Origin of the sequence: Pyxidicoccus trucidator, from assembly GCF_010894435.1 — a bacterium.
GTDB lineage: Bacteria > Myxococcota > Myxococcia > Myxococcales > Myxococcaceae > Myxococcus > Myxococcus trucidator.
In genome coordinates, this window is the sequence record NZ_JAAIXZ010000003.1 from 777,649 (window position 1) to 802,908 (window position 25,260).

Genomic DNA, 25,260 nt, shown 5'->3' on the forward strand with positions numbered 1-25,260 from the left:
CGATGCGCACCCGAGAGCACTGCTTGCTGGCGGTCCTGCTGATGGCCCTGGGGGGCAGCAGTTGCTCGGAGTGTCACTTCCTCGGGTACCCGGAGGCGACGACCTTCGCCGCCGGGTACTCCGAAGAGGCCTTCGCGAAGGTGGAGGCGGGCATGAGCCGGGAGGAAGTCACGAAGCTCTTGGGGCAGCCCCTCGGCATCGTCACCTGGGACAATGGCCGGGAGACCTGGGAGTACTCCAAGGCCACCCACGGAGGCGGGTACCAGCAGCGGAACATCGTCTTCTCGGAGCAGGGCGAGGTCCGGTCGAAGGCGGCCAGCCTCGCGGACGACTGACGGGGCTTCTCAGCCCGCTCCCCTTTCCACCGAGGAGGGTGGGGTGGGCTCCACGTAGCGTGCCCGGGGGCGCAGCAGGTGGCCCTGTTCGCGCTGTTCCAGGATGTGCGCCACCCAGCCGGCGGCGCGGCCCATCGCGAAGAGCGTGGCCGCGCTGCCGGGTGGCAGGCCCAGTGCGTACGCCAGCATGACGAGCGCGAGGTCCACCGACGGTGGTGGGTGCCCCGCGTCCCGCATCACCTCCAGCACCGCCCGCGCCACCCTGACCCCGGTCGCCTCGGGCCGCACCGACTGCACGGCCTCCAGCAGCGGTGGCGTCCGCGGGTCTCCATCCGGGTACAGCCGGTGGCCGAAGCCGGGCACGGACTCTCCGCGCCGCAGGCGCTCGTACACCACCTCCGCCGCGCGCTCCGGGCGCCCCACCTCCGTCAGCAGCGCCTCCACCCGGTCGCATGCTCCGCCGTGCTTCGGCCCGGACAGCGCCGCCAGCGCCGCGCTCAGGCACGCGTAGAGGTCCGCTCCCGAGGACGCCGTCACCCGCGCGGTGAAGGTGGACACGTTCAGCTCATGGTCCGCGCACAGCACCAGCGCGCGGTTGAGCAATCCCGGCGCGCGCTTCTCGCGCACGTTCCACGCGGTGGCGAGCGACTCCGCCACCGTCTCCTCCTTCAGGGCCCTGGCCACCCGGCCCGGCGCCGAGGCCACGCACACCCACGCCGCCAGGTGGCGCAGCAGGCGCCGCGCCCGTGCCTTCTCTCCCTCGGGCGGCGCCGCGAAGCGCACCGGGTCCCTGGCTCCCAGCAAGGGCACCAGCGCGGACAGCGCCGCTACCGGCGGGGTGCCCCGGGGGAGCAGCCTCGCCAGCTCCGAGGGTGGGAAGGACGGTTCCGGCGCCGGCCACCGGGTGGGCTGGGCTGGCAGCGTCCCCGTCCACAGCAATTCCGCCACGTCCTCGTAGCCGCGTCCCGCCACAGCCAGCGCCACCGCCGAGTGCCCCCGGTACACCAGGTCCTCGCCGCCCACCCGTGACACCCCGGAGTCGATGACCGGCTCGCCCCACCGCAGCGCCACCGAGGCCACCGCCGCGTGACCCGCCCGGGCGTCGTGCCTTGCCTTCAGGCGCTCCAGGTCCGCGCGCACGTAGCGGTTCTCCTTCGTCCCCGGCTCGGGCACGCACCGCACGAGCCCCCGGCTGACGTACGTGTAGAGCGTCGCCCGCTTCACCCCCAGCAGCGCCGCCGCCTCCGCCGCGGGCACCAGCTCCTCTTCACGTTGATGGTCGAATCGAGATTGAGAGCGACCGCCCTTGCGCCTACTCATGTCTCACACGCCTCCACGGCGCCCATTGTCGACTCGACTGGACTCGCTGTCGACACGTGCACCGGGAGGCCCGGGCCCACGGCCCGGTGAGCGGAGAGGAGCCCTGTCATGCAGGTCGACTTCGGACGCACGTCTTCCGACTACGCGAAACACCGCGCCGGCTTCCCCGACGCCTTCTTCACCCGGCTGGCCCGCGAAGGCGTCCTCAGGCCCGGCCTGCGCGCGGTGGACGTGGGCACGGGCACTGGCACCGTTGCCCGGGGACTCGCGCGACACGGGTGCGCCGTCACCGCGCTCGACGTGTCCGCCCCCATGCTGGAGTCCGCGCGAGGGCTCGCCACCGAGGCGGGGCTGCGCATCGACTTCCATCAGGCCCCCGCCGAGCGCACCAGCCTGCCCTCCAACGCCTTCGACCTCTTCGTCGCCGGCCAGTGCTGGCACTGGTTCGACCGGCCCGCCGCCGCTCGCGAGGCCGCCCGGCTGCTCGTCCCCGGCGGGCGGCTCGTCATCGCCCACTTCGATTGGCTCGTCCCCGCCGGCAGCGTCGTCGAGGCCACCGAGGCCCTCATCGACACCTTCAACCCGGGCCCGCCAGCCGCATACCTGGCGTTCGGCCAGGGCCTCGGCGTCTACCCGCAGTGGTTCCGCGACATCGCCGACGCGGGCTTCACCGGCCTGGAGTCCTTCACCTTCGACGTCGTCGTGCCCTACACCCACGAGTCCTGGCGCGGCCGCATCCGCGCCAATGCCCGGGTGGGCGCGTCGCTTCCTCCCGCCGAGATTGTCCGCTTCGACGCCGAGCTCGCGGCACTCCTCTCCGAGCGTTTTCCGCAAGCCCCGCTCGCCGTTCCCCACCGCGTCTTCGCCTTGATGGCGACGCGGCCCTGAGGCCCCGCTTCCCATTTCCCGCGTCCCGCCATGAGCGCGATGCGGCCCCGCAGGAGCACCCGCCATGTCCTCCCACCCCCACGTCGTCCATGAGCCGGAAGTCCCCTGGAACGAAGTCACGCAGGGGCCGAAGGTGGCCTACCGCCGCAAGCAGCTCGGCGCCGCCGCGAAGGGGCGCAAGCTGGGGTGCAGCCTGATGGAGCTGCCTCCCGGCAAGCACGCGTGGCCACGTCACTTCCACACCGCCAACGAGGAGGCGTACTACATCCTCTCCGGCACGGGCCGGCTGCGCCTCGGCGAGGACACCGTCGCCGTGAAGGCCGGTGACTACGTGGCGCTCCCCGTGGGCCCCGAGGGCGCGCACCAGCTCCTCAACGACGGCACCGAGACGCTGCGCTACCTGGCCTTCTCCACCATGGTGGAGCCCGACATCACGGTGTACCCGGACTCGAAGAAGGTCGTCCTCTTCGCGGGCGCGGCTCCCGGGGGCGACAAGGCCGCGCGCACGCTGTCCGCCACCCTGCCTCTCTCCTCCGAGGTGGACTACTGGAGCGGCGAGGAGCGATAGGCTGTAGGCCGCATGGCCTCCCTCATCGACGTGCTCGCCCAGGAGCGACTCCTCAAGGACCGTGACGCCGCCGCCGAAGTCGGCCGGCGCGGCGAGCCTCCCCATGTCTCGCTGCTGCGCCTGTGCGACGCGGGCCTCCTCGAAGGCGGCCTCGCCGTCGCCTACGGCGTGCGCCCCGACGAGCTGGTGGGCCCCCTCACCACCGCCATGGGCGGCGCCGCCCGCCGCTTCAAGGTGGTGGACGTGCGCGAGCGCCCCGTGCTGGAGCTGCATGTGCTCGCCGGGGACGTCTCCGAGCGCTGGGAGGTGGAGGACCTGTCCGCGCTCGTCCACAACCTCAACAGCCTCTACCGTGACGCGTCCGACGTGCGCGCCGTCGCCGAGCTGGGCGAGTGGGAGGACGCACTCCAGCTCTGGTGTGTCGACAAGCGCACGCTGCCGCGCCTGCTGCGCCAGTCTTTTTTCGTCCCACGGAATGCCCGCGCCCTGACGCAAGCCAGCGAACAGAGGTGATGTTCAACGGTGCACCTCTCGGCCATGACAATCACCCTAGAGGGTGGGGACGTGCTACCCGTCATCTCGGACATTGCAGGCGCGGTGGAACGCGTCGGGTGCGTAGGAGGGGGCCGGGCATGCAAGGTGTCGTCTTCCACGAGCTTCGAAGCCTCGCGCAGGCTCGGCTCGGGCCGCAGGGCTGGGAATCCCTTCTGGAACAGGCGGGCCTGCCCCGGCGCGTCTACCTCGCGTTCAAGGACTACCCGGACACGGAGGTCGTCGCCCTCGTCGACACGGCCGCGCGCATGACGAGTCAGCCCAGGCTCCGCGTGCTGGAGGAGCTGGGCGAGCGCCTCGGCCCGAGCCTGCTGCGCACCTACGGAGTGCTCGTCCAGCCGAACTGGACGGTGCTGGACATGGTGGAGCACGTGGAGCGCCTCCACGAGCAGGTGCGCAGGGATGCGAGGCTCCACCTGCCGGGGGTCGTCTGCCAGCGCGTGCGGCGAGACGTGGTGGAGGTGTCCTACTCCTCGCCCCGGAAGCTGTGCAGCCTGGGCATCGGCGCCATCCGCGGGCTGGCCCGGTACCTGGGACAGACGGTGGTGGTCAAGGAGCGCCGGTGCATGCACCAGGGCGCCCCCACCTGCGAGCTGGAAGTGCGCCAGCTGGCCTGAGCCGCCGGGCCGGACGGTGTGAAGAGGGCCCCTGCCCTCGCCGTGCACCGGGGTTCTGGGGCAGCATGGAGGCCCCATGCGCTCCGTCCCCCTCCTCGTGCTCGTACTCCTCATGGCGGCCCCCGCACGGGCCGAGCTGGATTCCTTCGGATTGGGGACGGGCCGCAGCGGGCCGCGCTCCGTCACGGTGGCCAACACGGTCATCAACCCCTCCGTGCGGCTGGTCGCCAATGCATCCGCCGGGAGCCGCGTGCTGCGCCCCGAGAGCCTCGGCGGCCTGGGCCGTGACGCGCTGGTGCTCATCCACCAGACGGTGGGGTTTCCCGCCTCCACGCCCTCTGGCGGCTCGGGCTCCGCCAACCCGGGGGCGGTGGGACGGTGGGAGCTGGCGCGCGTGGAGACCACGGGCACCGCGCCCGCCGAGTTGCGGCTCACCGCGCCCCTGGTGAACAGCTACACCGTGCCGGGCGCGCAGGTCGTCTTCGTTCCCGAGTACACCAACGTCACCATCGGCGCCGCCGCGTCGCTCGTGGCGTCACCGTGGGATGGGCTCAGCGGCGGCATCGTCGCGTTCCTCGCCACGGGCACGGTGACGAACCAGGGCCTCGTCAGCGCGGATGGCGCGGGCCTCCGGGGGGCCGTCTACGTCAACCACCCCGACACCCTGGGTTGCAGCGGGCAGGACGTGCCCCCGGAGCTGGGTGGCGCCTTCAAGGGCGAGGGCCTGGCGGTGAACCGCTTTGGCGTTGCCAGCGGGCGCGGCTACCTGGTCAGCGGCGGCGGTGGCGGCAACTGCCACAACGCGGGAGGTGGCGGCGGCGGGCATGGCGGGGGCGGCGGCACTGGCGGGCGCACCGCCTCGGATCTCGACAGCAGCCGGGCCGAGGGCGGGTTCGGCGGCGCGAAGTTGACGTATCTGCTGGTGGAGCAGGCCCTGTTCGGCGGCGGTGGCGGCGCGGGGCAGGGCAACAACGACCTGGGCTCCGGTGGCGGCGCGGGCGGGGGCCTGGTGCTGGTGCGGGCGAACACGGTGGCGGGCGCTGGCCGCTTCACCGCGAACGGCGCCTCGCCGGGCCTCACCCTGGGGGATGACGGGGCGGGCGGCGGAGGCGCGGGCGGTGCCGTCATCGTGCGCGCCGCCGGGGCGGTGAACTGCGGTGGCGTGCAGGCAGCCGGCGGCGCGGGCGGCACGGTGAATGATTCCATTCGCTACCTGGGGCCGGGCGGGGGCGGCAGCGGCGGGTATGTGCTCTTGCAGGGGCCGGCGGGGACCTGCCCGATGGCCGTGCCGGGTGGAGCTTCCGGGATGACGAAGGTGGACAACACCGCGCACGGCGCGAGCGCGGGCGGCTCGGGGGTCAGCCAGGAGTACCGCGTGCCCTACCAGGTGCCGACGACTCCGGCGGTCGTCGCCCCCGCGAATGGCGCGGTGGGGGTATCGACGCGTCCCGTCTTCCAGGGGACGACGGACCCGGGCGTGCGGGTCATCATCTCCGTCGATGACGTGGAGGTCGCCCAGCTCACCGCGGGCGCGGACGGCGTGTTCTCCGGAAGCTATCCCGGGCTGAGAGACCCCCTGCCCGCAGGCGAGCACCGGGTGTCGGTGGTGGCGGAGTCGTTGGGCACGTACAGCGTGCGCTCGTCCGAGGTGACCTTCAACGTCGCCGTCGCGCAGGCGGATGGCGGCGTGCTGGAGGCGCCCATCCTGGTGGTGCCCGCGGATGGCGACTTCGTGGACACCACGCCGCTGTTCGCGGGCGTGGCTCCCTACAGCACGACGGTGGGCCTGGTGGTGGACGACGGGAACGAAATCACCGTCACCGTGGATACGTTCGGCCGCTTCCGCTACCAGGTGCCCGACGAGAGTCCGCTGACTCCGGGCCCGCACTTCATCGTCCTCCACGCGCACAACGAGGCGGGAGACACCGGGCCCTTCTCGCCGGCCACGCGCTTCGAGTCGGTGGCCGCGGTCGCGGACGCGGGCTCCGAGGTGCCGGATGCGGGTAGCGACGCGGGCTCCGAGGTGCCGGACGCGGGAAGCGACGCGGGCGCTGGAGACGCGGGCGTGGGCCAGCGCGAGGTGCCGGTGATGGTGGTGCCCGCCGAGGACGAGGTGGTGGACTCGACGCCGCTGTTCGCCGGAGTCGCCGCGCCCGGGGTGTCCGTGTCCATCGAGGTGGATGGCGCCGAGGTGGCCCGCGTGGTCGCCGACGCCACGGGCGCCTTCCGTCACCCGGTGTCCACGGAGCATGCCCTGTCCGTGGGGGAGCACAGCGTCACGGCCCATGCCGTCGTGAGCGCCACGGGTGTGAATGGGCCCCGGTCCGAGGCCACGGACTTCGAGGTGCGAGGCCCCGCTGCGCTCGACGTGGGCTGCGGGTGTGGCGCGTCTCCCGCCAGCTCGGCGGGCCTCTGGGCGCTGCTGGTGGGAATGGTCGCGATGCGGCGGCGGAGGCGGTAGCTCCGACACGGGCCGGCGCCTTCCGGTGGGAAGAGGCCGGCCCTCGTGAAGCGGGAGGGCTACTCGTCGTTGCCCAGCAGCGAGCCCAGGCCGACGCCGCCCAGGACGCTGCCCTCGTCGCGCGCGCCGCCGGGACGCGCCGCCGAGAGGATGCGGCCCGCGAGCCGGCTGAACGGCAGCGACTGGAGCCACACCTTGCCCGGGCCTCGCAGCGTGGCGAAGAAGAGGCCCTCGCCGCCGAAGAAGGCCGTCTTGATGCCGCTCACCATCTGGATGTCGTAGTCCACGGTGGGCTGGAACGCGACGATGCAGCCGGTGTCCACGCGCAGCATCTCCCCGGGGCCCAGGGTGCGCTCGTGCAGCGTGCCGCCCGCGTGGATGAAGGCGAGGCCGTCACCCTGGAGCCGCTGCATGATGAAGCCCTCGCCGCCGAAGAGGCCGGTGCCCAGCTTCTTCTGGAAGGCGATGCCCAGCGACACGCCCTTGGCCGCCGCGAGGAAGCTGTCCTTCTGCGCAATCAGCTCGCCGCCGAGCTTGGACAGATTCACGGGGATGATTTTGCCGGGGTAGGGCGCGGCGAAGGCCACCTTGCGCTTGCCGCCCCCGCGGTTGAGGAACACGGTGGTGAAGAGGGACTCGCCCGTCAGCAGCCGCTTGCCCGCGCCGAGCAGCGAGCCGAGGAAGCCGCTCTTCTTCTCCGAGCCGTCACCGAAGATGGTCTCCATCTCGATGCCATCTTCCATGTACATGAGGGTGCCGGCCTCGGCCACCGCCGCTTCTCCAGGGTCCAGCTCCACCTCGACGAACTGCAGGTCTTCGCCGTAGATGTGGAAGTCCACCTCGTGCATCTGCGCCATGGACACACTCCGTCGTTAAGGGACGGCGCACCATAGCCGCCCCGTCGCGAGGCTCAACCCGCGAGAGCGCGCGGACATGTCGCGAGGGCGTGACGCCCGGGCTTCCTCCGCTCCGGGCGGGGCTTCCGCGTCACGTGGACAGGCAGGCAGGCGGGTTGCCCGGCAAGCGACGGAGGCACCCGTTATGTTCCGCCTCCTGGAGTGGAGTGCGTCCACCCCTGCCGGAGGTCCCTGTCCGTGGCGGAGCTGTCCCAAGGCGCGGAGCGCGAGGAGAGGACACGGCTTCCCGTGGGCCTGCTGCTGCGGTGGTTGATGTCCCTGGGGGGCATCCTCACGGTGTTCGGAGGGCTGCACGCGTACATCGCCGTGCGGCTGTTCGTGAGCCCGGAGTGGCCCGGGGCCTGGAGCGTGCTGGGGCCCGTCGGGGTGGCGCTGCTCTTCGTGTCGCTGCCCCTGGGGATGATGATGTCGCGGCGCGAGCCCACGGCGTGGACCCGGGCGCTCCAGTGGCTGGCCTACGTGTGGCTGGGGGCCTTCGGCATCCTCCTCAGCGCGGTGGTGGCCGCGGACCTGGTGGGCCTGGTGCTGCGGTGGACGGGCGTGGTGGCGGACCCGCTGGCCCTGGCGCGGGGCAGGGCGCTGGCGGTGGTGGGCGTGACGCTGCCGGCGGTGGTGTACGCGTTCGTCACCGCGCGGGGCCGCGCGCGGGTGGAGCGGCTGACGGTGCCCGTGGCCGGGCTGGGGCCGGGGCTGCACGGGCTGAAGGTGGTGCAGATTTCAGACATCCACATCGGCCCCACGCTGGACGGGCGCTGGCTGCGGCGCGTGGTGGAGCAGGTGAACGCGCTGAAGCCAGACATCGTCGCGGTGACGGGCGACCTGGTGGACGGCCACGTGGAGGCGCTGCGCGACGAGGTGAAGCCGCTGGCGGAGCTGCGCGCCTCGCTGGGCGTCTTCTACGTGACGGGCAACCACGAGTACTACCACGGGGGCCCCGCCTGGGCGGCCGAGGTGGCCCGGCTGGGGCTCACCGTCCTGCAGAACGAGCACCGCGTGGTGGAGCGCGACAACGCGAGGCTCACCGTGGCGGGCGTGACGGACCATGACGCGGGCCACATCCACCCCGCGCATGCGAGCCGTCCCGACGTGGCGCTCGACGGGGCACCCCACGGCGTGCCTCGCCTGCTGCTGGCGCACCAGCCGCGCTCGGCGCTGCACGTGGCGAGGGCCGGCGTGTCGGTGGACCTCCAATTGTCCGGGCACACCCACGGTGGGCAGGTGTTCCCCTTCATGTTCTTCGTGAAGCTGCAGCAGCCCGTGGTCAGCGGCCTGGCCACCATCGCCGGGGTGCGCGTCTACACGCACCGGGGCACCGGCTACTGGGGTCCCCCGCTGCGCCTGGGCCCCGCGCCGGAAATCGCCGAGCTCACCCTCGTCACCGCTCCGTAAGGCCGGGCCGGGCGAAAGGCCTGTCGGGGGCCCGCCTGGATGGCTGTCCATGGTCGGGGTGTGGGCCTACCCCGCCTGTCTGGGTTGACCCGCCGGCTTCTGCAAGGGGGTTGCAGGAGTTGCTCAGGGGCCCTGGTCCTTCGCGCGCATTGCCATAGAATCCCCGACCTTCGTAGCGGGTGAGGGGTCGACTCGGTGGATCAGACAACGTTGAACAAGCTGCTCTCGGTGGGCGTGCAGAATGGCGCCTCGGACATCCACTTCCGGCCGGGAGACCCGCCCATCTACCGAGTCAACGGGGTGCTGCGGCCCCTGAAGATGGAGAAGCTCGTCCCGGACCACACGAAGCAGGTGGCCCTGCACGTCATCAACGACCAGCTGGTGAAGGCGCAGATTGACTCGCTGCAGGAGCACGACTCGTCCTACAGCGTGCCGGGCGTGGCGCGCTTCCGAGTGAATATCTACCGGCAGCGGGGCTCGCTGGCGTGCATCCTCCGCATCATCCCCGACGAGATTCCCAACATCGACGCGCTGGGGCTGCCGCAGGTCCTCAAGAAGATTGCCAGCAATGACCGCGGGCTGGTGCTGGTGACGGGGGCCACGGGCTCGGGCAAGAGCTCCACGCTCGCGGCGATGATTGACCACATCAACCGCAACGAGAGCCTGCACGTCCTCACCATCGAGGACCCCATCGAGTTCATCTACAAGAACATCAAGTGCTCCATCTCCCAGCGGGAGATTGGCCCGGACACGGAGAGCTTCGCCCGCGCGCTGCGCTCGGCGCTGCGGCAGGACCCGGACGTGATTCTGGTGGGCGAGATGCGCGACACGGAGACCATCGACATCGCGCTCAAGGCGGCGGAGACGGGCCACCTGGTGCTGTCCACCGTGCACACCACGGACGCGTCGCGCACCATCGGCCGGCTGGTGTCGGTGTTCCCCGCCGAGGAGCAGGTCATGGTCCGCATGCGGTTGGCGGACTGCCTCAAGGCCACCATCTCCCAGCGGCTGCTGCCCCGCGCGACGGGCAAGGGCCGCACGGTGGCGCTGGAAATCATGACGCAGACGAAGTCCGTGGAGCAGTACATCCGCGAGGACCGCGCCAACGAATTGAAGGACGTCATCGAGAAGGGCCGCGACATGTTCGGCATGCAGTCCTTCGACCAGCACCTCACCCAGCTCTACCGCGAGGGCATCATCACCCTGGAGGTCGCGCAGGGCGCGGCCTCGAACCCGGCCGACTTCCAGCGCGCGCTCGAGTTCGAGTGAGCTTGAGCCTCACGCGGCTCGCTGGGGGAGTGGACATGACGACCTTCGAGGTGGATGACGTCAAGCAGGCCTGGACGCCCGTGCTCACCGAGGCCCTGGGCGCGCTGGTGAAGGACGCGCTCTGGATGGCCCCGGCGCCCCAGACGCAGGTGGTGAACCCGCAGGGCGTGCACCCGCTGCTCGCGGCCGTCCACCAGGCGTTCGCCGAGCACCGGCCGCTGGTGCTGGCTCCGGACGTCGGCCCGTTCACCGAGCAGCTGGAGCCCTGGGAGAACGATCCGCTGTAGCCGGCCTCCACGGGCGCGGTTCCCAGTGCCTTGAAGGGCGAGAGTCAGCTGGGTCCTGAACACTCCAGTCCAGGCGATCAGGAGTCCTTTTAGACATACTGAACAAGGGTTCATGGCCCGGAGGTCCAGGGCCGTGGCCGATGTCCGTGCGCAGGGGTCCGGGTCGCCTGTTTGTGCACGGATTGAAGCAAAGCTTGATATTTCCGCTATTGCTGGGTACTCTTTGTGTGTGTCCCACGCCCCCGCGCCCATTTCCTGCCTCAAGTCGTTCCTCTCCGCCCGCGATTTGAGGGGGGCTGGCGCATTGCGTCAGGCGCCCCGGCCTGTCCGGATGTCCCGGGGGCCTCGCGTCATGCTGGTGTCGGAGGCTCCCTTGCTGCGGCTGGCGATTGGCCGGGAGCTGGCGCCGGGCTTCGAGCTGATCCACGCGCTGGGCACCACGTCGGCGGACCGGCGGTTGGATGCGGGCGCGGCGCCGGATGCGCTCGTCGTGGACCTGGACACCGCGGAGCGCACCGCCGTGCCGGCCTTCCTCGTCGGCCTGGTGGAGCGGGGCTTCACCGGACCGCGCATCCTCGTGTCGGCGCACTTCCAGCCGGAGCCGGCGGCGGCGTACAGCGCCTCGTGCCTCACCCACTTCGCCCTGGCGCGCCCGTGGCGTCCCGGCTCGCTGCGGGCCCTGGTGGAGTCGACGCTGGGCCTGGCCATGCCGCGCGCCGCGGTGGGCGGACGCTGAGGACTCCTCGGTGAGTCACGCGCCCTCATTCCCTGAGCGGCTGGCGGATGCGGGGCACGGCCTGCTGACGGGAGTGAGGAGCGCCTCGCTGGGTGTGGCGCGTGGTGTGGGCGTGGTGCTGGTGTCGCTGGTGGGAGGCGCGGCGCAGTGCGCGCGCGGGCGTCCCCGCCAGGGGCTGCCCCGGCTGGGACGCGGGCTGACGCGCGTGGTGCAGCTCCCGGTGGACGTGTTCCTGATGCTGGCCGGGCGCATGCTCAGCGCGGTGCAGGTGCTGGCGGGAGTGGAGACGACGGGCCGGCGACTCACGGAGGACGAGGTGGCGCGGCTGCGCCCCATCTTCGGAGACAGCCTGGAGTACGAGCGGGTGCGGGTGAAGGAGGGACGGCTGGGCCTGCTGAGCATGTCCGGCCGGGCCTTCGTGCACGGAGACACCGTCTATGTCCCCGGGCGTGGGCCGCCGGACTTCGGGTTGCTGGTGCACGAGCTGACGCACGTGTGGCAGCACCAGCACGGTGGCACCGCGTACATGAGCGCCGCGCTCGCCGCACAGTGGGTGGGGGACGGCTACAACTGGCGCAAGGCCGTGGCCCGTGAGCTGCGCTGGGCCCAGCTCAACCCCGAGCAGCAGGCACAGCTCATCGAGGACGCCGCGCTGGCGGGCCTCATTCCTCCGGCAGTGCCCCTTCCCGCGCGCGCGAAGCTGAAGGGGTGGACGGAGGCCGCGCTGCCCCTGCTGGACGAGGCGCTGGTCTGCCTGCACACCGGTCGCGGCGCGCCCTGAGCCTCAGGGGAGCGGCGTGGTGGCTTCGGCGATGCAGAGGACCGCCTCGGCGGCGTCGCAGCCGTTGAGCCCCGCGCCCCAGGCCGCATTTGCCTCCAGCAACGCCCAGCCCCGGCCCTCCACGAAGGCGGCGTCCAGCACGCACGTGCGCGGCAGCGTCGCCTCGCGCGCCACGGTGGCGAGGAAGTCCCGGGCCTCCGTGACGGAGCCCTCCCCCTCGTACACCGCGCACGTGCACACCTGCCCGTCCAGCACCCAGCCCCGGGCCTCCGCGCGCAGCGAGACAATCTCCGACGACAGCACCGGCGTGTCCGGCGCCAGCCCCCGGCACTCCTCCGCGAGCGCTTCCGGCCCCGGCCACACGGCGGCGCGGAACACCTTGGGCACCAGCGGCTTGATGAAGCGGGGAAACGCTTCCGAGGCCACCTGTTCCAGTGTGGCGCCGCGCACCTCGCGCTTCACCCACGCGGGGTCCACCTTCAGCAGCAGGTCATCCGGCGGAGAGACGAGCGTGAGGCCCAGCTTCTGCGCCAGGACGAGGCAGAAGGTGTCATTGCCATAGAGGCGCACCCGCGTGCGGTCCACGTCGGGTGGACTCCAGAACTTCCCCAGCCGCAGCACCGTGCCGCCTCGCGCTTCCCACTCGCGGGCGACGGCGTCGCGCTCCGGGTCGGCCTTGTCGGGGATGAGCAGGGTGAGCCCATGGAACATGGCGGTGAAGCTACCGCTTCGGCCCCGGCCTTACATCTTCGGCGGGGCAATCGTGTCGTGCTCGGAGAGGAGCCGGGCCACGCGGGCCTCGTCGATGCGCGTGCCGAGCTGCTCCATCTCGTGCTGGTCCCTCACCGTCTTCGACAGGCTGAAGGTGGAGCCCACCGTGAAGAGCAGCCCCATGCCCAGGAAGGACTTCACCCAGATGTCCACGGGCAGGTTCCAGATGCCCACGGCGGTGACTCCGACGGACAGGGCGAAGGACAGCCAGGTCTGGATGACCCAGGCGGCGCTATGGGGGACGACGACCTTCGGCGTGGCGCGGGACATGTGTTCCTCCTCGGGGCGAGTCGTGCTCGCTCACGGGAAGAACGATGCACCTTCTCGTCGTAAAGCGCATGGAACTAGTCCATGCGCCATTGATAACCTGGAGTGCATGATTCAGCTCCAGCGGCTCGAGGGCTTCTACCGGGTGGCGCGCGCGGAAGGGTACGCGCGGGCGGCGCGCTCATTCCCGTATCCGATAACGCAGCCCGGGGTGCACCAGCAGGTAAAACGTCTGGAGGACGAAGTCGGAGTGCCCCTCTTCGAGCGCGTGGGCAAGGACCGCGTGGTGCTCACGCCGGAGGGCCGCGCGCTGTATGCGCACGTGGCCCCGTTCCTGGAGGCGCTGGACACCGTGGTGCAGTCCCTCCAGAAGGGCGAGGTGGGCGGCACGCTGCGAGTCCACGCCTCCGGCCACGTGCTGCGGCACCTGCTGCCCGGGTGGCTGCGGCGGCTCCAGGCGAAGCGGCCGGACATCGAGGTGGCCCTCTTCGAGTCCAAGACACCCGCGCTGGACGTGCTGCGCTCGGGCGACACGGACCTGGTCGTGGACCACCTGCCGGAAATCCCAGACGACGTGGAGGCGCGGGAGGTGGGGCGCACGTACCCGTTCCTCGTGCTGCCCTCGCACCACCCGCAGGCGAAGAGCCCGAAGGTGCGGCTGGAGCAGCTGCGCGACGACGCGTTCATCGCCTACAGCACGGACCGGCACCTGCGGGAGCTCCAGCTCGCGGAGCTGGCGCGGGCGGGGGTGAAGCCGAAGCGGCTGCACGCGGCGGACTCGTCGGAGACCATCCTCGGCTTCGTGGCGGCGGGGCTGGGGTACTCGCTGCTGGCGTCGCTGCTGCCCGGCGGGCCTCGCGAGGCGGGGGTGGTGGCCCGGCCGCTGCCCGGCTCGGGCACGGGCTCCATCCACGCCGCGTGGCGGAAGTCGGCTGCCCGCAGCCCGCTGCTCCAGGCCGCGCTGGCCCTGGCCCCGAAGCCGTAGCCCCTTCAAACGCCGACGGGGCCCCGTGCCCGTCCTGGTGGACGGAACCCGGAGCCCCGAGGGGACTTCCATCAGACCGCGGTGACGACTAGCGGTGCTGGTGGATGGACATGATGGGGTAGTTCATCGAGCTGATGGTGATGCGCTGCGAGCCGTCCGAGTTGACGTTGTTGGAGCCGATGAACTGGGCCTTGCCGTCCTTCCAGCCCGCGAACATCACCACGTGCTGGCCGCCCGGCGTCTTCATGGACACCACGTCACCGGGCTTCGCGTCCTGCAGGGACACGCGCTTGAAGTCCGGGTCCGCGTCCAGCTTGCGCTGCAGGCCCATCACGGAGTTGTCGTGCTGGCCGTTGGTGATGAGGCCCGCCTGCTCGAGGCACGCGGAGACGAAGTTGGCGCAGTTGACGTTGTTGGGGACCCAGTCCTCCATGTCGCTGCCCACGCCGCCCTTCTCCATCTTCAGCGAGCCCGCGTTCTTGCCCAGGTGCGACTTGGCGATGTCGAACGCGCTGCCCGTGGGGGCGTTGCCACCGTTGACGCCCGTGGTCTGCTGCGCGCCCGAGCTGCCCGTGGTTCCGCCCGTGGAGCCGCCCGGCTTGCCGCCGCCCGTCTTCCCCGGCTCGAAGCTGTCCTTGGAGCCCGGGATGTTCAGGGACTTGCCGGTATAGATGAGGTCCGCGTTCTTGATCTGCGGATTGGCCTTCATCAGCGCGCCGACGCTGGTGCCGTACTTGCGGGCGATGCCAGAGAGGGTGTCACCCGACTGAATGCGGTAGCTCATGAGAGGGTCTCCGAAGGAACACGGTGACGCGGGGGCGTCACGGGTGGGACGTGCACTGATTCTCGGGGAACGAGACAGGAAGTTGCGCACCCCCTGCGTTTTTTACCTACAGCCCTGGGGACACCCCCTCCCAGTGAGGGCTCCCCCCGAGTGGAGGGGGGCCCCTCCCGGGCGGGCTCGGACGTCCCTACCGTGGGGGCATGAGCGAGCCATTCCGGAAGCTGAACCTGGACTGGGTGCTGCCCTCGCTGGCGGTGGGGGGGCGCTTCCCCATCGAGGCCGCGGAGCACCTCGCGAAGAAGCTCGGCATCCGCCACGTGGTGGACGTGCGGGTGGAGGCGCGTGACGACGAGCAGGTCCTGCGCGAGCACGGCATCACCCTGCTGCACCTGCCCACGGAGGACATGCGGGCCATCCGCGGCGACATGCTCGACGACGGCGTCGCGTGGGTGACGGAAGTCCTGGGGCAGGGGCACAAGGTCTACATCCACTGCGAGCACGGGGTGGGGCGCAGCGCGCTGCTGGCGCTGTGCTGCATGGTGGCGCTGGGGCACCCGCCCCTGGAGGCGCTCTCACTGGCGAAGCAGCGGCGCTGGCAGGTGGCGCCCAGCCCCGCGCAGCTCCGCACCTTCCTGGCGTGGGTGGAAGGCTGGCGCCAGCGCCACGGGCTGACGTGGACGGTGCCCACGCTCCAGGCGCTGGCCGACATCGCCTACAGCCACCTGAAGAACCCGCCGCCCGCCGACGACTGAGCTGGGGCCCGCCCGCGGCTGTGCGGAGCCCCTCCGCGAGCGGTGGAGGCGCGCGGGGAGGCCGAGCGCGGACCCGCATATATAAGGATACGGGGCCCGGCCTCACCGGGCCTGCGAGGAAGGCCGGCGCGGCAGCGTCACCGTGAAGGTGGTGCCCTGGGACGGCAGGGACGTCACGGTGATGCCGCCGCCGTGCGCGCGGACAATCTGGTCGACGATGTAGAGCCCCAGGCCCACGCTGCGGCTCGACGTGCCGCTGGTGACGCCGCGCTGCATCGGCTGGAAGAGCCGGGGCAGCACCTCGTCGGGGATGGCGTCGCCGGTGTTGTGCACCTCCAGCACCACGTCCTGGGCATCGCCGCGCGTGGCCACCCGCACCGGGCTGTCCGGGGGGCTGTAGCTGAGCGCGTTGCCCAGCAGGTTGCCCACCAGCTGCGCCAGCCGGTCCGCGTCCCACGAGCCCTGACCGTCTCCTTGCTGCTCCACCTGGAGCTCGCGCTCGGAGTGGGACACCTGGATTTCGTCCAGCACCTGTCGGGTGAAGGCGTGGAAGTCCATGGGCCGGGGCCGCATGGGCAGGCCGCCGCCGAGGCGCGCCTGGGTGAAGTCGAGCAGGTCGCGAATCAGCCGGTTCGCCCGCTCGGCGGAGGCGAGGATGCGGTTCAGCGGCTGGCGCTGCCGCTCGTCCAGGTCCGAGCGCCGCAGCAGCGTCCCGGCGGACAGGGTGATGGCGCTGATGGGGTTGCGCAAATCATGCGAGACGATGCCGAGGAGCTGCTGCTCGAACCCGGTGCGCCTGCGCGTCTCCTGCTCCAGCGCCCGGCGCTGCCGGATGTCCCGGGCGATGCAGCCGAGGAAGAGCGGCTCGCGCGTCTTCGGGTCCAGGATGCCGAGCGTGTTCACATCCATGTCGATGCGCTCGCCCGTCTGGAAGTGGACGAGCTGTCCTTCGAACTGGAGGGACTCGCCCCGCAGCATCCCCGGGAGGATGCGGACGATGGTCTCCATCGCCTCAGGGGACCAGCAGTCCTGGATGGAGGTGCGGGGCACGTCCGCTTCGCTCACCCCCAGGAGCGTCCGTCCGGCGGGATTCACATAGGCGAGGCGCTGGTCGGGAGAGGCGATGGCGATGAAGTCGCTGCTGCTCTCCACGAGCGCGAAGAAGTTCTGCCGCTCTGCCTCCAGGCGCTTGCGCTCGGTGATGTCTCGGAAGAAGACGATGGCCGCGATGATGTTCCCCCGGGCATCGCGCGCCGGCCCGTAGTGCACCTCCACCATGCCGCGGCTGCCATCGCCGAAGACGTAGTGGAGCTCCTCGCCGTGGGCCTCCAGGCCCTTCAGGGCGCGCAGGAGGGGGTAGTCCTCGGTGGGGATGGGCGTGCCGTCCGGCCGGACGATGGGCCACTGGTGGTAGTCCTCCGGCTGGGTGGTGGGGTGGGGCGGGTGCTGCAGCTCGGTCGCGATGCGCTTGTTGGCCAGGACGACGCGGCCGGCGGCGTCGGCGATGGCCACCGCCATGGGGGCATTCTCCAGCACGGCGTGGAGGCGGGCCTGCTCCTCCTCCACCGTGCGCCGCGCCCGCACCTGGTCCGTCACGTCCACCGCCTGGATGCAGATGCCGTCCACCGTCCGGTCCGGCGCGAGCGTGGGCTGGAAGACGAAGTTGAGGAAGCGGTCCTCCAGGTGGCCGGTGCCCTCGCGGTTCAAGCGGACGACCACCTCGTTGGCGATGAAGGGCTCGCCCGTGGCGTAGACGCGGTCCAGCACCTCGAAGAAGCCCTGCTCCTGGATTTCGGGCAGGGCCTCCCGGATGGTCTTCCCTACCACGTCACGGCCGACCAGCCGGACGTAGCCCGCGTTGGCGTAGTCGTAGACGTGGCCTGGGCCGCGCAGCACGGCGATGGCCGCGGGGGCGTGCTCCATCAGCGCGTGCAGGTCCGTGCGCGCACGCGCGGACCGCTGGAGCGCATGCAGCTCGCCGCGGTCCTGTTCGCCACGCCGGGTGAGGCGCACCACCTCCGTCACGTCCTCCACCTGGTGCAGCAGGTAGCGCACCTGGCCGTCCTCGGAGAGCACGGGGGTGTTGGTGGGGCTCCAGTGGCGCTCCTCGAAGCCGCCCCCGGCGCTGTCGGGCCGGGGGATGTCGTACTTCTGCAGGGCCATGACGTCGGGCGCCCGGGTGGCCAGCACCCGCTCCAGCGAGGCGCGCAGGTTGTGGACGCCCATGGCCAGCGGGTCCGCCGGGTTGTCCGGGAACACGTCGAAGAGGCCCCGGCCGATGACGTCCTCGCGGCGCGTCATCGTCGCCCGGAGGTACGCATCCGTGACGGCGAGGATGGTGAAGGCCGGCTCCGGTGCGAGGGCGACATGGAGGCCCGGGCTCTTCTCGAAGAGAAGCTGGAAGTCGGGGAGTGACACGGGTCTCCGGCGGGACGGCCGTGGTGAGGGGAGAGGACAGTCTACGCCAAGAGGCTTGAACAGGATGGGTGGGTCCGCGCATGGTGCCGGGGTGAGCACCATTCCCCATCCCGACTTCTCGGCCGCGCGGTTCTCCCAGTGCCCGGACGCGCGCTTCCAGCCCGCTCCCTCGGACGGTGTCCTGCCAGAGGGCTTCTTCTCCACCACCAACCTGCCCACCTACGTGCGCGTGGGCGGCGCCTGGCGCATGCCCCGCGAGCCGCGCATGGACAGCGCGCTGGTGCTGGACGCGCAGGGCGAATTGTGGGCGCGCGAGGGCCGCCGCGTGCGCGCGGGCGAGCGCGTGGTGGTGGGCCACGCGGAGGACGGCAGCCAGGGCGTGTACGTGAACATGGCCTACCTCACCGAGGGCGGTGAGGGAGAGTTCAAGTTCATGACGAGCGAGGTGTCGCGCGAGAAGCCCATCGACTACTCGCACATGGCGCGGCTGCTGGTGGAGGAGCGCGAGCGCGGCGGCTACCCGGTATGGGTGACGGGGCCGGCGCTGGTGCACTCGCGGGCGCGCGCGGACATGACGTGGTTCATCGCCAACGGCTTCGTGGGCGCGCTGCTGGCGGGCAACGCGGTGGCGGTGCACGACATCGAGGCGTCCATCTTCGGCACCACGCTGGGGATGAGCGGCTCCGGCGAGGCCACGTCCGGCGGCCACGGCCTGCACATGCGCGCCATCAACAAGGTGCGCGCGGCGGGCTCGATTGCGAAGGCGGTGGAGGCCGGGGTGATTACCAACGGCATCATGCACGCGTGCGTGGTGCACCAGGTGCCCTTCGTGCTGACGGGCTCCATCCGCGACGACGGGCCGCTGCCGGATGTCATCACGGACAATCTGGTCGCGCAGGACGCCATGCGCCGTCACGCGGTGAAGACCACCATGGCGGTGATGATTGCCACCGCGCTGCACGCCATCGCCACCGGGAACATGCTGCCGGCGTTCGTCGTGGAGAAGGACGGTGGGCTGCGCGAGCTGCCCACCATCTGCGTGGACTCGTCCGAGTTCGTGGTGAGCAAGCTGAAGGACCGCGGCACGCACCAGGCCTTTGGCGTGGTGACGAACGCGCAGGACTTCATGCACATCCTGCGAATCTACGTGGAGCGCGAGCTGGCGGCGCGCGGCACGGCTCCCAAGGGGGCCTGAGGGCCGCCACGGACAGGGCGGAGTGCGCCCTGTCCGTGAAGCACGTACGACGCGGGCTCAGCCGCAGGACGGGGCGCCCACGGGCCGGCAGGTGCCGTCCACGCAGACGCCGGAGGTGTAGCAGGCGTCGGGGTCCGCGCACGGCTCACCCAGGCGCACGGTGGCCACGCACGTCTTGGTGGTGTTCGAGCACGTGAGGAACGCCCCACACAGCCGCTCCGTGCAGGACTCGCCCTCGCGGGCCGCGGGCTGGCACGTGCCCCACACGCCATCCATGGGCTGCGCGCCGATGCAGTTCATGGTGTCTTCGCACTCGAAGGCGTTGCGGCAGGCCGCGCCCGCCTCGCGCCTGGGGCGGCAGGTGCCGGGCTGGCCGTTTTCGCCATCGCAGAACAGCTCATCGCGGCACTCCAGGGTGCCGAAGCGGCCGGTGCCGGGGGCCGTGCAGGCCGCGCCCTCGCCCTGGGCCTTCTGGCAGCGGCCGTCCCGGCAGTACAGGGACCAGCCACACCGGGGGCCGTGGTAGTCATCACACGTCTCGCCCTCGGTGCTCACGCGCCTGCACGTGCCGTGGGGGGCGGTGGTCGTTTCGCACCAGGTGCCCTGGTCACAGATGCCCAGCAGTACGCCGCCCCGGACGCCACAGCTGGTCCCCTCGCCTCCGGCCTTCAGACACCTCCCGCCGGTCAGGGTGGTGCCCGGAATCAGGGCGGTGCCCGGCGGGCAGGCGTCGAACGCGGTGTCGGGATGAGTGACGGTGCCCCGCTTGCACACGCCGCCGCAGCTCGAGGTCGTCACGTCGCAGTACGCGCCGTCACTGCACTCGGTGCTCCACTGGCAGGCCTCGCCATCCGCGACCTGCCCCTGGAGGAAGCGGCACTGCAGGTCGTACTCGATGCCCCGGTTCAGCATGGGCAGGCTCAGGGGGGAGTCCTCACAGCTCCCTTCCCGGAGGGCCAGCACGCACTGTCCGGCCACGTCCGCGTCGTAGCGGATGCGTCCCGAGGCGAGCGCGGCGTCGTACCGCGTCCCCAGCCCGACCTGCTGGACGAAGCCCCGGGACAGCTGCTGCTCCTGACAGCGCTCCCGGTCCTCGATGAGGCCACAGCGCGCATACCGCTCACAGAGGGCCTCGGCGGCCTTCGCATTGAAGTCCGCCCGCTCCACGGGGACGAGCGGCTCCACGACTTCGCCGCCGTCGTCGGTTCCGCCACATGCCGCCAGTCCCGCCCACATCACCGCCAGTACTGTCCGCCATTTATGCATTGCCTGCTCGCTCATGGTGCCCGGGAGACGGACCGGCCCCGTCCTCCTGACGGAATACGGACCCAGGCCTCGTGTCTGGCTGGCGTGTCGCACAATCAGGGCCTGGAGCCGAGCGACGGCGGGTGAAGCGGAGGGACTCCGTCAGGAGCGCCCGGCTCCCGTGGGCCCTCAATGCGAGGGAGCCGGCGGAGACACCACGTCGCCAGCAGCGCTGACGGTCCGCCTCGCCTCGCCGCGCAGCTTCTGCATCAGCACATACAGGCCGGGGATGAAGACGAAGTTCACCACCGTGGACACGAGCATGCCGCCGAACACGGCCGTGCCCAGCGAGTTGCGCGAAGCAGCACCCGCGCCCTGGGCCGTCATCAGCGGCACCACGCCGAGGAGGAAGGCAATCGACGTCATGAGGATGGGGCGCAGGCGGACCTCGGCCGCCTCCACCACCGCGTCGACGGCGCTCCTGCCGCCCTCGCGAAGCTGCTCCGCGAACTCGACGATGAGGATGGCGTTCTTGCTGGCCAGGCCCACCAGCATGACGAGTCCCAATTGGCAGAACACGTCGTTGGAGAACCCGCGCAACAGCTGGAGGCCGAGCGCTCCCATGATGGCCAGTGGCACGGAGAGGATGATGACCAGCGGCAGGCTGAAGCTCTCGTACTGCGCCGCGAGCACCAGGAACACGAACAGCAGGCCCAGGCCGAACATGACCATCGTCTCCCCGCCGCTCTGCCGCTGCTCCAGGCTGATGCCTGTCCACTCCGCGTTCATGCCCTGCGGCAGGACCTGCTCGGCAAGGGACTCCATCGTGTCCATCGCCTGACCCGAGGACACGCCCGGCGCGGGCTGACCACTGAGCTCCACCGCGCGGAAGAGGTTGTAGTGACGGATGACTTGCGCGGACACCGTGGGCTCCACCTTCACCAGTGACTCCAGCGGAATCATGTCCCCGCTGTCGCTGCGCACGTAGAAGGCGCCGATGTCCCGCGGGCTGTCGCGGAACTGCTGCTCAGCCTGGACGTAGACGCGGTAGGTGCGGTTCGCGTAGTTGAAGTCGTTGACGTACTGGCTGCCCATGTAGACCTGCATCGTGCTGAAGATCTGCTCGATGGGGACTCCCAGCGCCTTGGCCTTCTGCCGGTCCACCTCCACGTCCAGCAGTGGAGTGTCTGCGTTGAAGCCGGTGAAGACGCCGCGCAGCTGACTGTCCTCGTTGCTCCTGGTCATCAGCGCATGAACGGCGGTGGCAAGCTGGTCCAGTGAGTGGGTGCCGGCGATGTCCTCGACGATGAACTGGAAGCCGCCGACACTGCCCACGCCGCGGATGGCCGGAGGCTGCAAGGGCATTACCCGCGCGCCGTCGATGCGGCCGAGCGGCCCGCGCAGTCGCTCCACCAGCGCGGCCACCGACTGGTCCTTCCCCGGCCGCTCCTCCCACGGCTTCAGCGGCACGAAGATGCTGGCCATGTTGGGGCCCGTGCCCTGGGGGGAGAACCCTCCGTTGGCGAAGATGGCGCGCACCTCCGGCTGCGCCTTCAGCACCGCCTCCACCTGCTCCATCACCTTCTCCGTCTGGGCCAGCGCCGTCCCCTCAGGCCCCTGCACGGAAACCATGAGGTAGCCCTGGTCCTCGTCGGGAATGAAGCCCTTGGGCGTTGCCCAGACGAGCGCCACCGTGGCGCCGATGCACAGCAGGAACGCCGCCAGGATGATGACCGGGTGCTTCAGCAGCCTGCGCAGGTTCCGGCCGTATACGGCCCGCATCCCGTCGAGCGCCTTGTCCACCCAACGGAAGAGCACCCACTTCTCACCCTGGTGGTGCTGGAGCATCCGCGCGCTCAGCGCGGGCGTGAGGGTGAAGGCACAGAAGGTGGACAGGGCCACCGACGCGGCGATGGTGAGCGCGAACTGGCGGTAGATGGCGCCGGTGGTGCCGGGAAAGAGCGCCACGGGGACGAACACCGCCACCAGCACGATGGAGATGGCGATGACGGCGCCGGCCACCTCCTTCATGCCCTCGCGAGCGGCCTGCGCGGCCGACAGCTTCCGCTCCACCATGAGCCGCTCGATGTTCTCGATGACGACGATGGCGTCGTCCACCACCAGTCCCGTGGCCAGGGTGAGGCCGAAGAGGGTGAGGGTGTTGATGGAGAAGCCCATCAACTGGACGAAGGCGAAGGTGCCCACCAGCGAGACGGGAAGGGTGAGCGCGGTGATGAGCACGCTGCGCCAGCCGTGCAGGAACAGGAAGATGACGAGGATGACGAGGACAATCGCCTCCACCAGCGTCCGGAGCACCTCGTGGACGGTGGCGCGCACCGCGAGCGTGGTGTCCGTGCCCGTCTGGAACACCATTCCGGGCGGGAACTGCGCGGACAGCCGCTCCAGCTCCGCGTAGACGGCATCACGCACGTCCAGCGCGTTGGCGGTGGGGAGCTGGAAGACGGCGATACCCACGGCCTGCTTCCCGCCGAAGCGCAGCAGCGTGCTGTAGTTCTCCGCGCCCATCTCCACGCGGCCCACGTCCTTCACACGGACGCTCTTGCCGTCGTTCTGGCGCATGAGGACGATGTCGCCGAACTCGTCCGGCTCCACCAGCCGGCCCCGGGCGCGCACCGCGAGCTGGTAGGGCTGGTCCTCCGCGGACGGCGGCTGGCCCACCTGGCCCGCGGCCACCTGGAGGTTCTGCTCCTGGAGCGCGCGCGTCACGTCCTGCGGGGTGAGCTTGCGCCGCGCCAGCTCCGTGGGGTCCAGCCACAGACGCATGGAGAACTTGCGCTCGCCGAAGATGCGCACCTCGCCCACGCCGCGCACGCGCTTGATGGCGTCCTTGAGATTCACGTCGGCGTAGTTGCTGAGGAACTTCGCGTCATAGCGGTCGTCCGGGCTGAAGAGGGCCACGGACAACAGAATCTGGCTGGAGGCCTTGTTGACGACGATGCCTGTCTGGTTCACCTGCCCGGGCAGGCGCGCGGCGGCTCGGCTGACGCGGTTCTGCACGTCGACGGCGGCCACCTCGATGTCGCGCGTGGACTCGAAGGTGATGGTGATTTGGCTGGTGCCGTCATTGCTGCTGGTGGAGGTGATGTAGCGCATGCCCTCCACGCCGTTGAGCTCCTGCTCCAGGGGAATGGTGACGGCGCTCTCCACCACCTCGGCGCTGGCGCCCACGTAGTTGGCGGTGACCGTCACCTGCGGCGGAGCCAGGTCCGGGTACTGGGCGATGGGCAGCGTGGGGATGGCGATGGCCCCCACCAGCGTCAGCAGGATGGAGCAGACGATGGCGAAGACGGGCCTGCGGATGAAGAAGTCGATGAACATGGTGGGCTCGGTCCTTCGGCTTAGCGGCGGCTCCCGACAGAGGCGCCGCTTCCCGCGGGTGCGTTCGTCAGGGCTTCGGCGCGCGGTGTGGGCGGGGTGGCCTTCACCTTCACGGCCATGCCATCGCGCAGCGCCTGCATGGACGAGACGGCCACGAGGTCTCCCTCCTTGAGGCCCTTCTCCACCACGTAGGCCATGTCCCCCAGCGCGCCGAGGGTGATGGGACGGCGCTCCACCACCGTCTTCCCTTCCTTCTCCTGCACCACCAGCGCGAAGGGCTGCCCGCTCTGGCGCACCACCGCGAGCGCCGGAATCTGCAGCGCGTCCCGGACGGAGTAGACGATGCGTGCGCGCACCAGCTCGCTGGGCCGCAGGCCCACGGTGTTGCGGAAGGCGGCCTTCACCTCCACCAGCTGGGTGCGCGGGTCGGCCTGGGGCGCGACGAAGAAGACGCTGCTGGTGAGCAGCACCTTGCCCTGCGCGTCGAGGATTTCCAGCGCCGTGTCGGGCTTCATCGAGCGCGCGCGCGGCGAAGGCACCGAGACGCTCACTTCGAGCACGTCCGCCTGCGCCACGCTGGTCAGCTGCGTGGAGGCGCTGACGAAGTCGCCCACACGCACCAGCACGTCACCCACGGTGCCGGCGAAGGGCGCGCGCACCACGTTGAACTGCAGCTGCACCTGGCGCTGCGTCACCTGCGCGGCGGAGGAGCGCGAGGCGGCCTGGGCGGCCTCCACCTGCGCGCGGGCGCCCTCCAGCTCCTGTGCGCTCGCGAGGCCCTCCTTGTGCAGCGCCTCCGTGCGGGCCAGCGTGCGGCGCGACAGCTCCAGGTTCACCTGCGACGAGCTGAGCTGGGCCTGCGCGCTGTCGAGCGCGGCTGTCTCCTCCCGCGCGTCCACCTCCACCAGCGGCGCGCCTTCCGCCACCTGCTGGCCGGGGCGCGCGTGGATGCGGCGCACGTAGCCGGCCACCTGCGGCAGCACCGTGACGCTCTGCCGCGACAGCAGCGAGCCCAGGTACTCGCCCGTGTCCCTCACTTCGCGAGGGGACAATGACACCACTTCGACTTCACGAGGTGGAGGCGCGGCCGGTGCGGTCTTCTTCTCCGCGCAGCCGGCCATCACCACCACACTCCATGCCAGCACCACCAGAGGTCGCATCCAGCTCGCCAGTTGCATCGGGGCTCCGTCAGGGATGGGTCCAGGTGTGCCTGGACGCTCCGTCTTCATCAGCGCCGCCAGGGGGCGCACCCGCTTCACCAGTCGCACCGGGCCTCCGTCAGGAATGCGTCCAGGCGTGCCTGGACGAGCTCGAATTCACGCAGCACCAGGTTCAGCTCCGCCTGGCGAAGGGCCGCTCCGCTCTGCACCAGCTCGAGGCTGCT

The 25,260-nt window shown here is 70.9% G+C and carries 23 protein-coding genes; 14 read left to right on the forward strand and 9 right to left on the reverse strand.

Features of this window, described 5'->3' with window-relative positions; all coding sequences use genetic code 11:
* Positions 1-2: 2 nt before the first annotated feature.
* On the forward strand, positions 3-335 hold the full coding sequence (gene bamE, locus G4D85_RS13220; protein WP_164011681.1) for an outer membrane protein assembly factor BamE domain-containing protein: 333 nt from the start codon (positions 3-5) through the stop codon (positions 333-335).
* A gap of 9 nt (positions 336-344) precedes the next feature.
* Here the strand turns inward: bamE and G4D85_RS13225 are convergent, their stop codons facing one another.
* Positions 345-1,655, reverse strand: a complete 1,311-nt coding sequence (locus G4D85_RS13225; RefSeq protein ID WP_164011683.1) for a citrate/2-methylcitrate synthase — start codon at positions 1,653-1,655, stop codon at positions 345-347.
* 108 nt (positions 1,656-1,763) lie between these two features.
* On the opposite strand from G4D85_RS13225, the gene G4D85_RS13230 reads away from it, so the two are divergent.
* The 5 genes from G4D85_RS13230 (at position 1,764) to agmC (ending at position 6,741) form a co-directional block, all read left to right on the forward strand.
* Complete coding sequence (locus G4D85_RS13230; protein WP_164011685.1) at positions 1,764-2,543, forward strand: class I SAM-dependent methyltransferase; 780 nt, start codon at positions 1,764-1,766, stop codon at positions 2,541-2,543.
* A 64-nt stretch (positions 2,544-2,607) separates the two neighbouring features.
* Positions 2,608-3,111 (forward strand): cupin domain-containing protein, encoded by a 504-nt coding sequence (locus tag G4D85_RS13235; protein ID WP_164011687.1) that lies wholly within the window; start codon positions 2,608-2,610, stop codon positions 3,109-3,111.
* Between the two features lie 12 nt (positions 3,112-3,123).
* On the forward strand, positions 3,124-3,624 hold the full coding sequence (locus tag G4D85_RS13240; RefSeq protein ID WP_164011689.1) for a hypothetical protein: 501 nt from the start codon (positions 3,124-3,126) through the stop codon (positions 3,622-3,624).
* Between the two features lie 119 nt (positions 3,625-3,743).
* Positions 3,744-4,280 (forward strand): heme NO-binding domain-containing protein, encoded by a 537-nt coding sequence (locus tag G4D85_RS13245; RefSeq protein WP_164011691.1) that lies wholly within the window; start codon positions 3,744-3,746, stop codon positions 4,278-4,280.
* 76 nt (positions 4,281-4,356) lie between these two features.
* Positions 4,357-6,741, forward strand: coding sequence for an adventurous gliding motility protein AgmC (gene agmC, locus G4D85_RS13250; RefSeq protein ID WP_164011693.1), 2,385 nt, complete (start codon positions 4,357-4,359; stop codon positions 6,739-6,741).
* Between the two features lie 59 nt (positions 6,742-6,800).
* Here agmC and G4D85_RS13255 read toward each other — a convergent pair whose 3' ends face one another.
* A complete protein-coding gene (locus tag G4D85_RS13255; RefSeq protein WP_164011695.1) occupies positions 6,801-7,598 on the reverse strand; it encodes a TIGR00266 family protein in 798 nt (265 codons plus the stop codon).
* A 237-nt stretch (positions 7,599-7,835) separates the two neighbouring features.
* Here G4D85_RS13255 and G4D85_RS13260 point away from each other — a divergent pair, with 237 nt between their 5' ends.
* The 5 genes from G4D85_RS13260 (at position 7,836) to G4D85_RS13280 (ending at position 12,120) form a co-directional block, all read left to right on the forward strand.
* The gene (locus G4D85_RS13260; protein ID WP_164011697.1) at positions 7,836-9,047 is read left to right on the forward strand and encodes a metallophosphoesterase; all 1,212 of its coding nucleotides are present in this window, start codon (positions 7,836-7,838) and stop codon (positions 9,045-9,047) included.
* Between the two features lie 210 nt (positions 9,048-9,257).
* Positions 9,258-10,316: a type IV pilus twitching motility protein PilT gene (locus G4D85_RS13265; protein WP_240359237.1), complete on the forward strand. Its 1,059-nt coding sequence runs from the start codon at positions 9,258-9,260 to the stop codon at positions 10,314-10,316.
* Between the two features lie 35 nt (positions 10,317-10,351).
* Positions 10,352-10,603 (forward strand): hypothetical protein, encoded by a 252-nt coding sequence (locus G4D85_RS13270; RefSeq protein ID WP_205525530.1) that lies wholly within the window; start codon positions 10,352-10,354, stop codon positions 10,601-10,603.
* Between the two features lie 352 nt (positions 10,604-10,955).
* Positions 10,956-11,339, forward strand: coding sequence for a hypothetical protein (locus G4D85_RS13275; protein WP_164011700.1), 384 nt, complete (start codon positions 10,956-10,958; stop codon positions 11,337-11,339).
* A 10-nt stretch (positions 11,340-11,349) separates the two neighbouring features.
* Positions 11,350-12,120 carry an eCIS core domain-containing protein gene (locus tag G4D85_RS13280; protein WP_164011702.1) on the forward strand — a complete coding sequence of 257 codons (771 nt, stop codon included), beginning with the start codon at positions 11,350-11,352 and terminating at the stop codon, positions 12,118-12,120.
* A 3-nt stretch (positions 12,121-12,123) separates the two neighbouring features.
* Here the strand turns inward: G4D85_RS13280 and G4D85_RS13285 are convergent, their stop codons facing one another.
* Both G4D85_RS13285 and G4D85_RS13290 read right to left on the reverse strand, forming a co-directional pair.
* The gene (locus G4D85_RS13285) at positions 12,124-12,831 is read right to left on the reverse strand and encodes an ATP-grasp domain-containing protein (RefSeq protein WP_164011709.1); all 708 of its coding nucleotides are present in this window, start codon (positions 12,829-12,831) and stop codon (positions 12,124-12,126) included.
* 30 nt (positions 12,832-12,861) lie between these two features.
* On the reverse strand, positions 12,862-13,161 hold the full coding sequence (locus G4D85_RS13290) for a YiaA/YiaB family inner membrane protein (protein ID WP_164011710.1): 300 nt from the start codon (positions 13,159-13,161) through the stop codon (positions 12,862-12,864).
* A 106-nt stretch (positions 13,162-13,267) separates the two neighbouring features.
* Between G4D85_RS13290 and G4D85_RS13295 the strand changes: the two genes are divergently transcribed.
* Positions 13,268-14,143 (forward strand): LysR family transcriptional regulator, encoded by an 876-nt coding sequence (locus G4D85_RS13295; RefSeq protein ID WP_164011712.1) that lies wholly within the window; start codon positions 13,268-13,270, stop codon positions 14,141-14,143.
* An 88-nt stretch (positions 14,144-14,231) separates the two neighbouring features.
* Here G4D85_RS13295 and G4D85_RS13300 read toward each other — a convergent pair whose 3' ends face one another.
* Positions 14,232-14,927, reverse strand: a complete 696-nt coding sequence (locus tag G4D85_RS13300) for a LysM peptidoglycan-binding domain-containing protein (RefSeq protein ID WP_164011714.1) — start codon at positions 14,925-14,927, stop codon at positions 14,232-14,234.
* A gap of 200 nt (positions 14,928-15,127) precedes the next feature.
* On the opposite strand from G4D85_RS13300, the gene G4D85_RS13305 reads away from it, so the two are divergent.
* On the forward strand, positions 15,128-15,679 hold the full coding sequence (locus tag G4D85_RS13305; protein WP_164011716.1) for a protein-tyrosine phosphatase family protein: 552 nt from the start codon (positions 15,128-15,130) through the stop codon (positions 15,677-15,679).
* Positions 15,680-15,781: 102 nt separating this feature from the next.
* Here the strand turns inward: G4D85_RS13305 and G4D85_RS13310 are convergent, their stop codons facing one another.
* Positions 15,782-18,097, reverse strand: a complete 2,316-nt coding sequence (locus tag G4D85_RS13310) for a sensor histidine kinase (RefSeq protein WP_164011723.1) — start codon at positions 18,095-18,097, stop codon at positions 15,782-15,784.
* A 91-nt stretch (positions 18,098-18,188) separates the two neighbouring features.
* On the opposite strand from G4D85_RS13310, the gene G4D85_RS13315 reads away from it, so the two are divergent.
* Complete coding sequence (locus G4D85_RS13315) at positions 18,189-19,292, forward strand: putative NPN-dependent ornithine cyclodeaminase (RefSeq protein ID WP_164011725.1); 1,104 nt, start codon at positions 18,189-18,191, stop codon at positions 19,290-19,292.
* Between the two features lie 57 nt (positions 19,293-19,349).
* On the opposite strand, the gene G4D85_RS13320 is transcribed toward G4D85_RS13315, so the two are convergent.
* The 3 genes from G4D85_RS13320 to G4D85_RS13330 form a co-directional block, all read right to left on the reverse strand.
* The gene (locus G4D85_RS13320) at positions 19,350-20,558 is read right to left on the reverse strand and encodes a hypothetical protein (RefSeq protein WP_205525531.1); all 1,209 of its coding nucleotides are present in this window, start codon (positions 20,556-20,558) and stop codon (positions 19,350-19,352) included.
* 168 nt (positions 20,559-20,726) lie between these two features.
* Positions 20,727-23,876, reverse strand: coding sequence for an efflux RND transporter permease subunit (locus G4D85_RS13325; protein WP_164011730.1), 3,150 nt, complete (start codon positions 23,874-23,876; stop codon positions 20,727-20,729).
* Between the two features lie 20 nt (positions 23,877-23,896).
* A complete protein-coding gene (locus G4D85_RS13330; protein WP_420821704.1) occupies positions 23,897-25,036 on the reverse strand; it encodes an efflux RND transporter periplasmic adaptor subunit in 1,140 nt (379 codons plus the stop codon).
* Positions 25,037-25,260 lie beyond the last annotated feature (224 nt).

Excerpts from the sequence above, each read along its gene's own strand:
- G4D85_RS13235 (WP_164011687.1), top strand. The coding sequence starts at position 2,608 with ATGTCCTCCCACCCCCACGTCGTCCATGAGCCGGAAGTCCCCTGGAAC.
- G4D85_RS13240 (WP_164011689.1), top strand. The coding sequence starts at position 3,124 with ATGGCCTCCCTCATCGACGTGCTCGCCCAGGAGCGACTCCTCAAGGAC.
- G4D85_RS13270 (WP_205525530.1), top strand. The coding sequence starts at position 10,352 with ATGACGACCTTCGAGGTGGATGACGTCAAGCAGGCCTGGACGCCCGTG.
- G4D85_RS13300 (WP_164011714.1), bottom strand. The coding sequence starts at position 14,927 with ATGAGCTACCGCATTCAGTCGGGTGACACCCTCTCTGGCATCGCCCGC.
- G4D85_RS13245 (WP_164011691.1), top strand. The coding sequence starts at position 3,744 with ATGCAAGGTGTCGTCTTCCACGAGCTTCGAAGCCTCGCGCAGGCTCGG.
- G4D85_RS13290 (WP_164011710.1), bottom strand. The coding sequence starts at position 13,161 with ATGTCCCGCGCCACGCCGAAGGTCGTCGTCCCCCATAGCGCCGCCTGG.
- bamE (WP_164011681.1), top strand. The coding sequence starts at position 3 with ATGCGCACCCGAGAGCACTGCTTGCTGGCGGTCCTGCTGATGGCCCTG.
- G4D85_RS13255 (WP_164011695.1), bottom strand. The coding sequence starts at position 7,598 with ATGGCGCAGATGCACGAGGTGGACTTCCACATCTACGGCGAAGACCTG.
- G4D85_RS13305 (WP_164011716.1), top strand. The coding sequence starts at position 15,128 with ATGAGCGAGCCATTCCGGAAGCTGAACCTGGACTGGGTGCTGCCCTCG.
- G4D85_RS13285 (WP_164011709.1), bottom strand. The coding sequence starts at position 12,831 with ATGTTCCATGGGCTCACCCTGCTCATCCCCGACAAGGCCGACCCGGAG.
- G4D85_RS13230 (WP_164011685.1), top strand. The coding sequence starts at position 1,764 with ATGCAGGTCGACTTCGGACGCACGTCTTCCGACTACGCGAAACACCGC.
- G4D85_RS13325 (WP_164011730.1), bottom strand. The coding sequence starts at position 23,876 with ATGTTCATCGACTTCTTCATCCGCAGGCCCGTCTTCGCCATCGTCTGC.
- G4D85_RS13275 (WP_164011700.1), top strand. The coding sequence starts at position 10,956 with ATGCTGGTGTCGGAGGCTCCCTTGCTGCGGCTGGCGATTGGCCGGGAG.
- G4D85_RS13330 (WP_420821704.1), bottom strand. The coding sequence starts at position 25,036 with ATGCGACCTCTGGTGGTGCTGGCATGGAGTGTGGTGGTGATGGCCGGC.
- agmC (WP_164011693.1), top strand. The coding sequence starts at position 4,357 with ATGCGCTCCGTCCCCCTCCTCGTGCTCGTACTCCTCATGGCGGCCCCC.
- G4D85_RS13225 (WP_164011683.1), bottom strand. The coding sequence starts at position 1,655 with ATGAGTAGGCGCAAGGGCGGTCGCTCTCAATCTCGATTCGACCATCAA.
- G4D85_RS13320 (WP_205525531.1), bottom strand. The coding sequence starts at position 20,558 with ATGCATAAATGGCGGACAGTACTGGCGGTGATGTGGGCGGGACTGGCG.
- G4D85_RS13295 (WP_164011712.1), top strand. The coding sequence starts at position 13,268 with ATGATTCAGCTCCAGCGGCTCGAGGGCTTCTACCGGGTGGCGCGCGCG.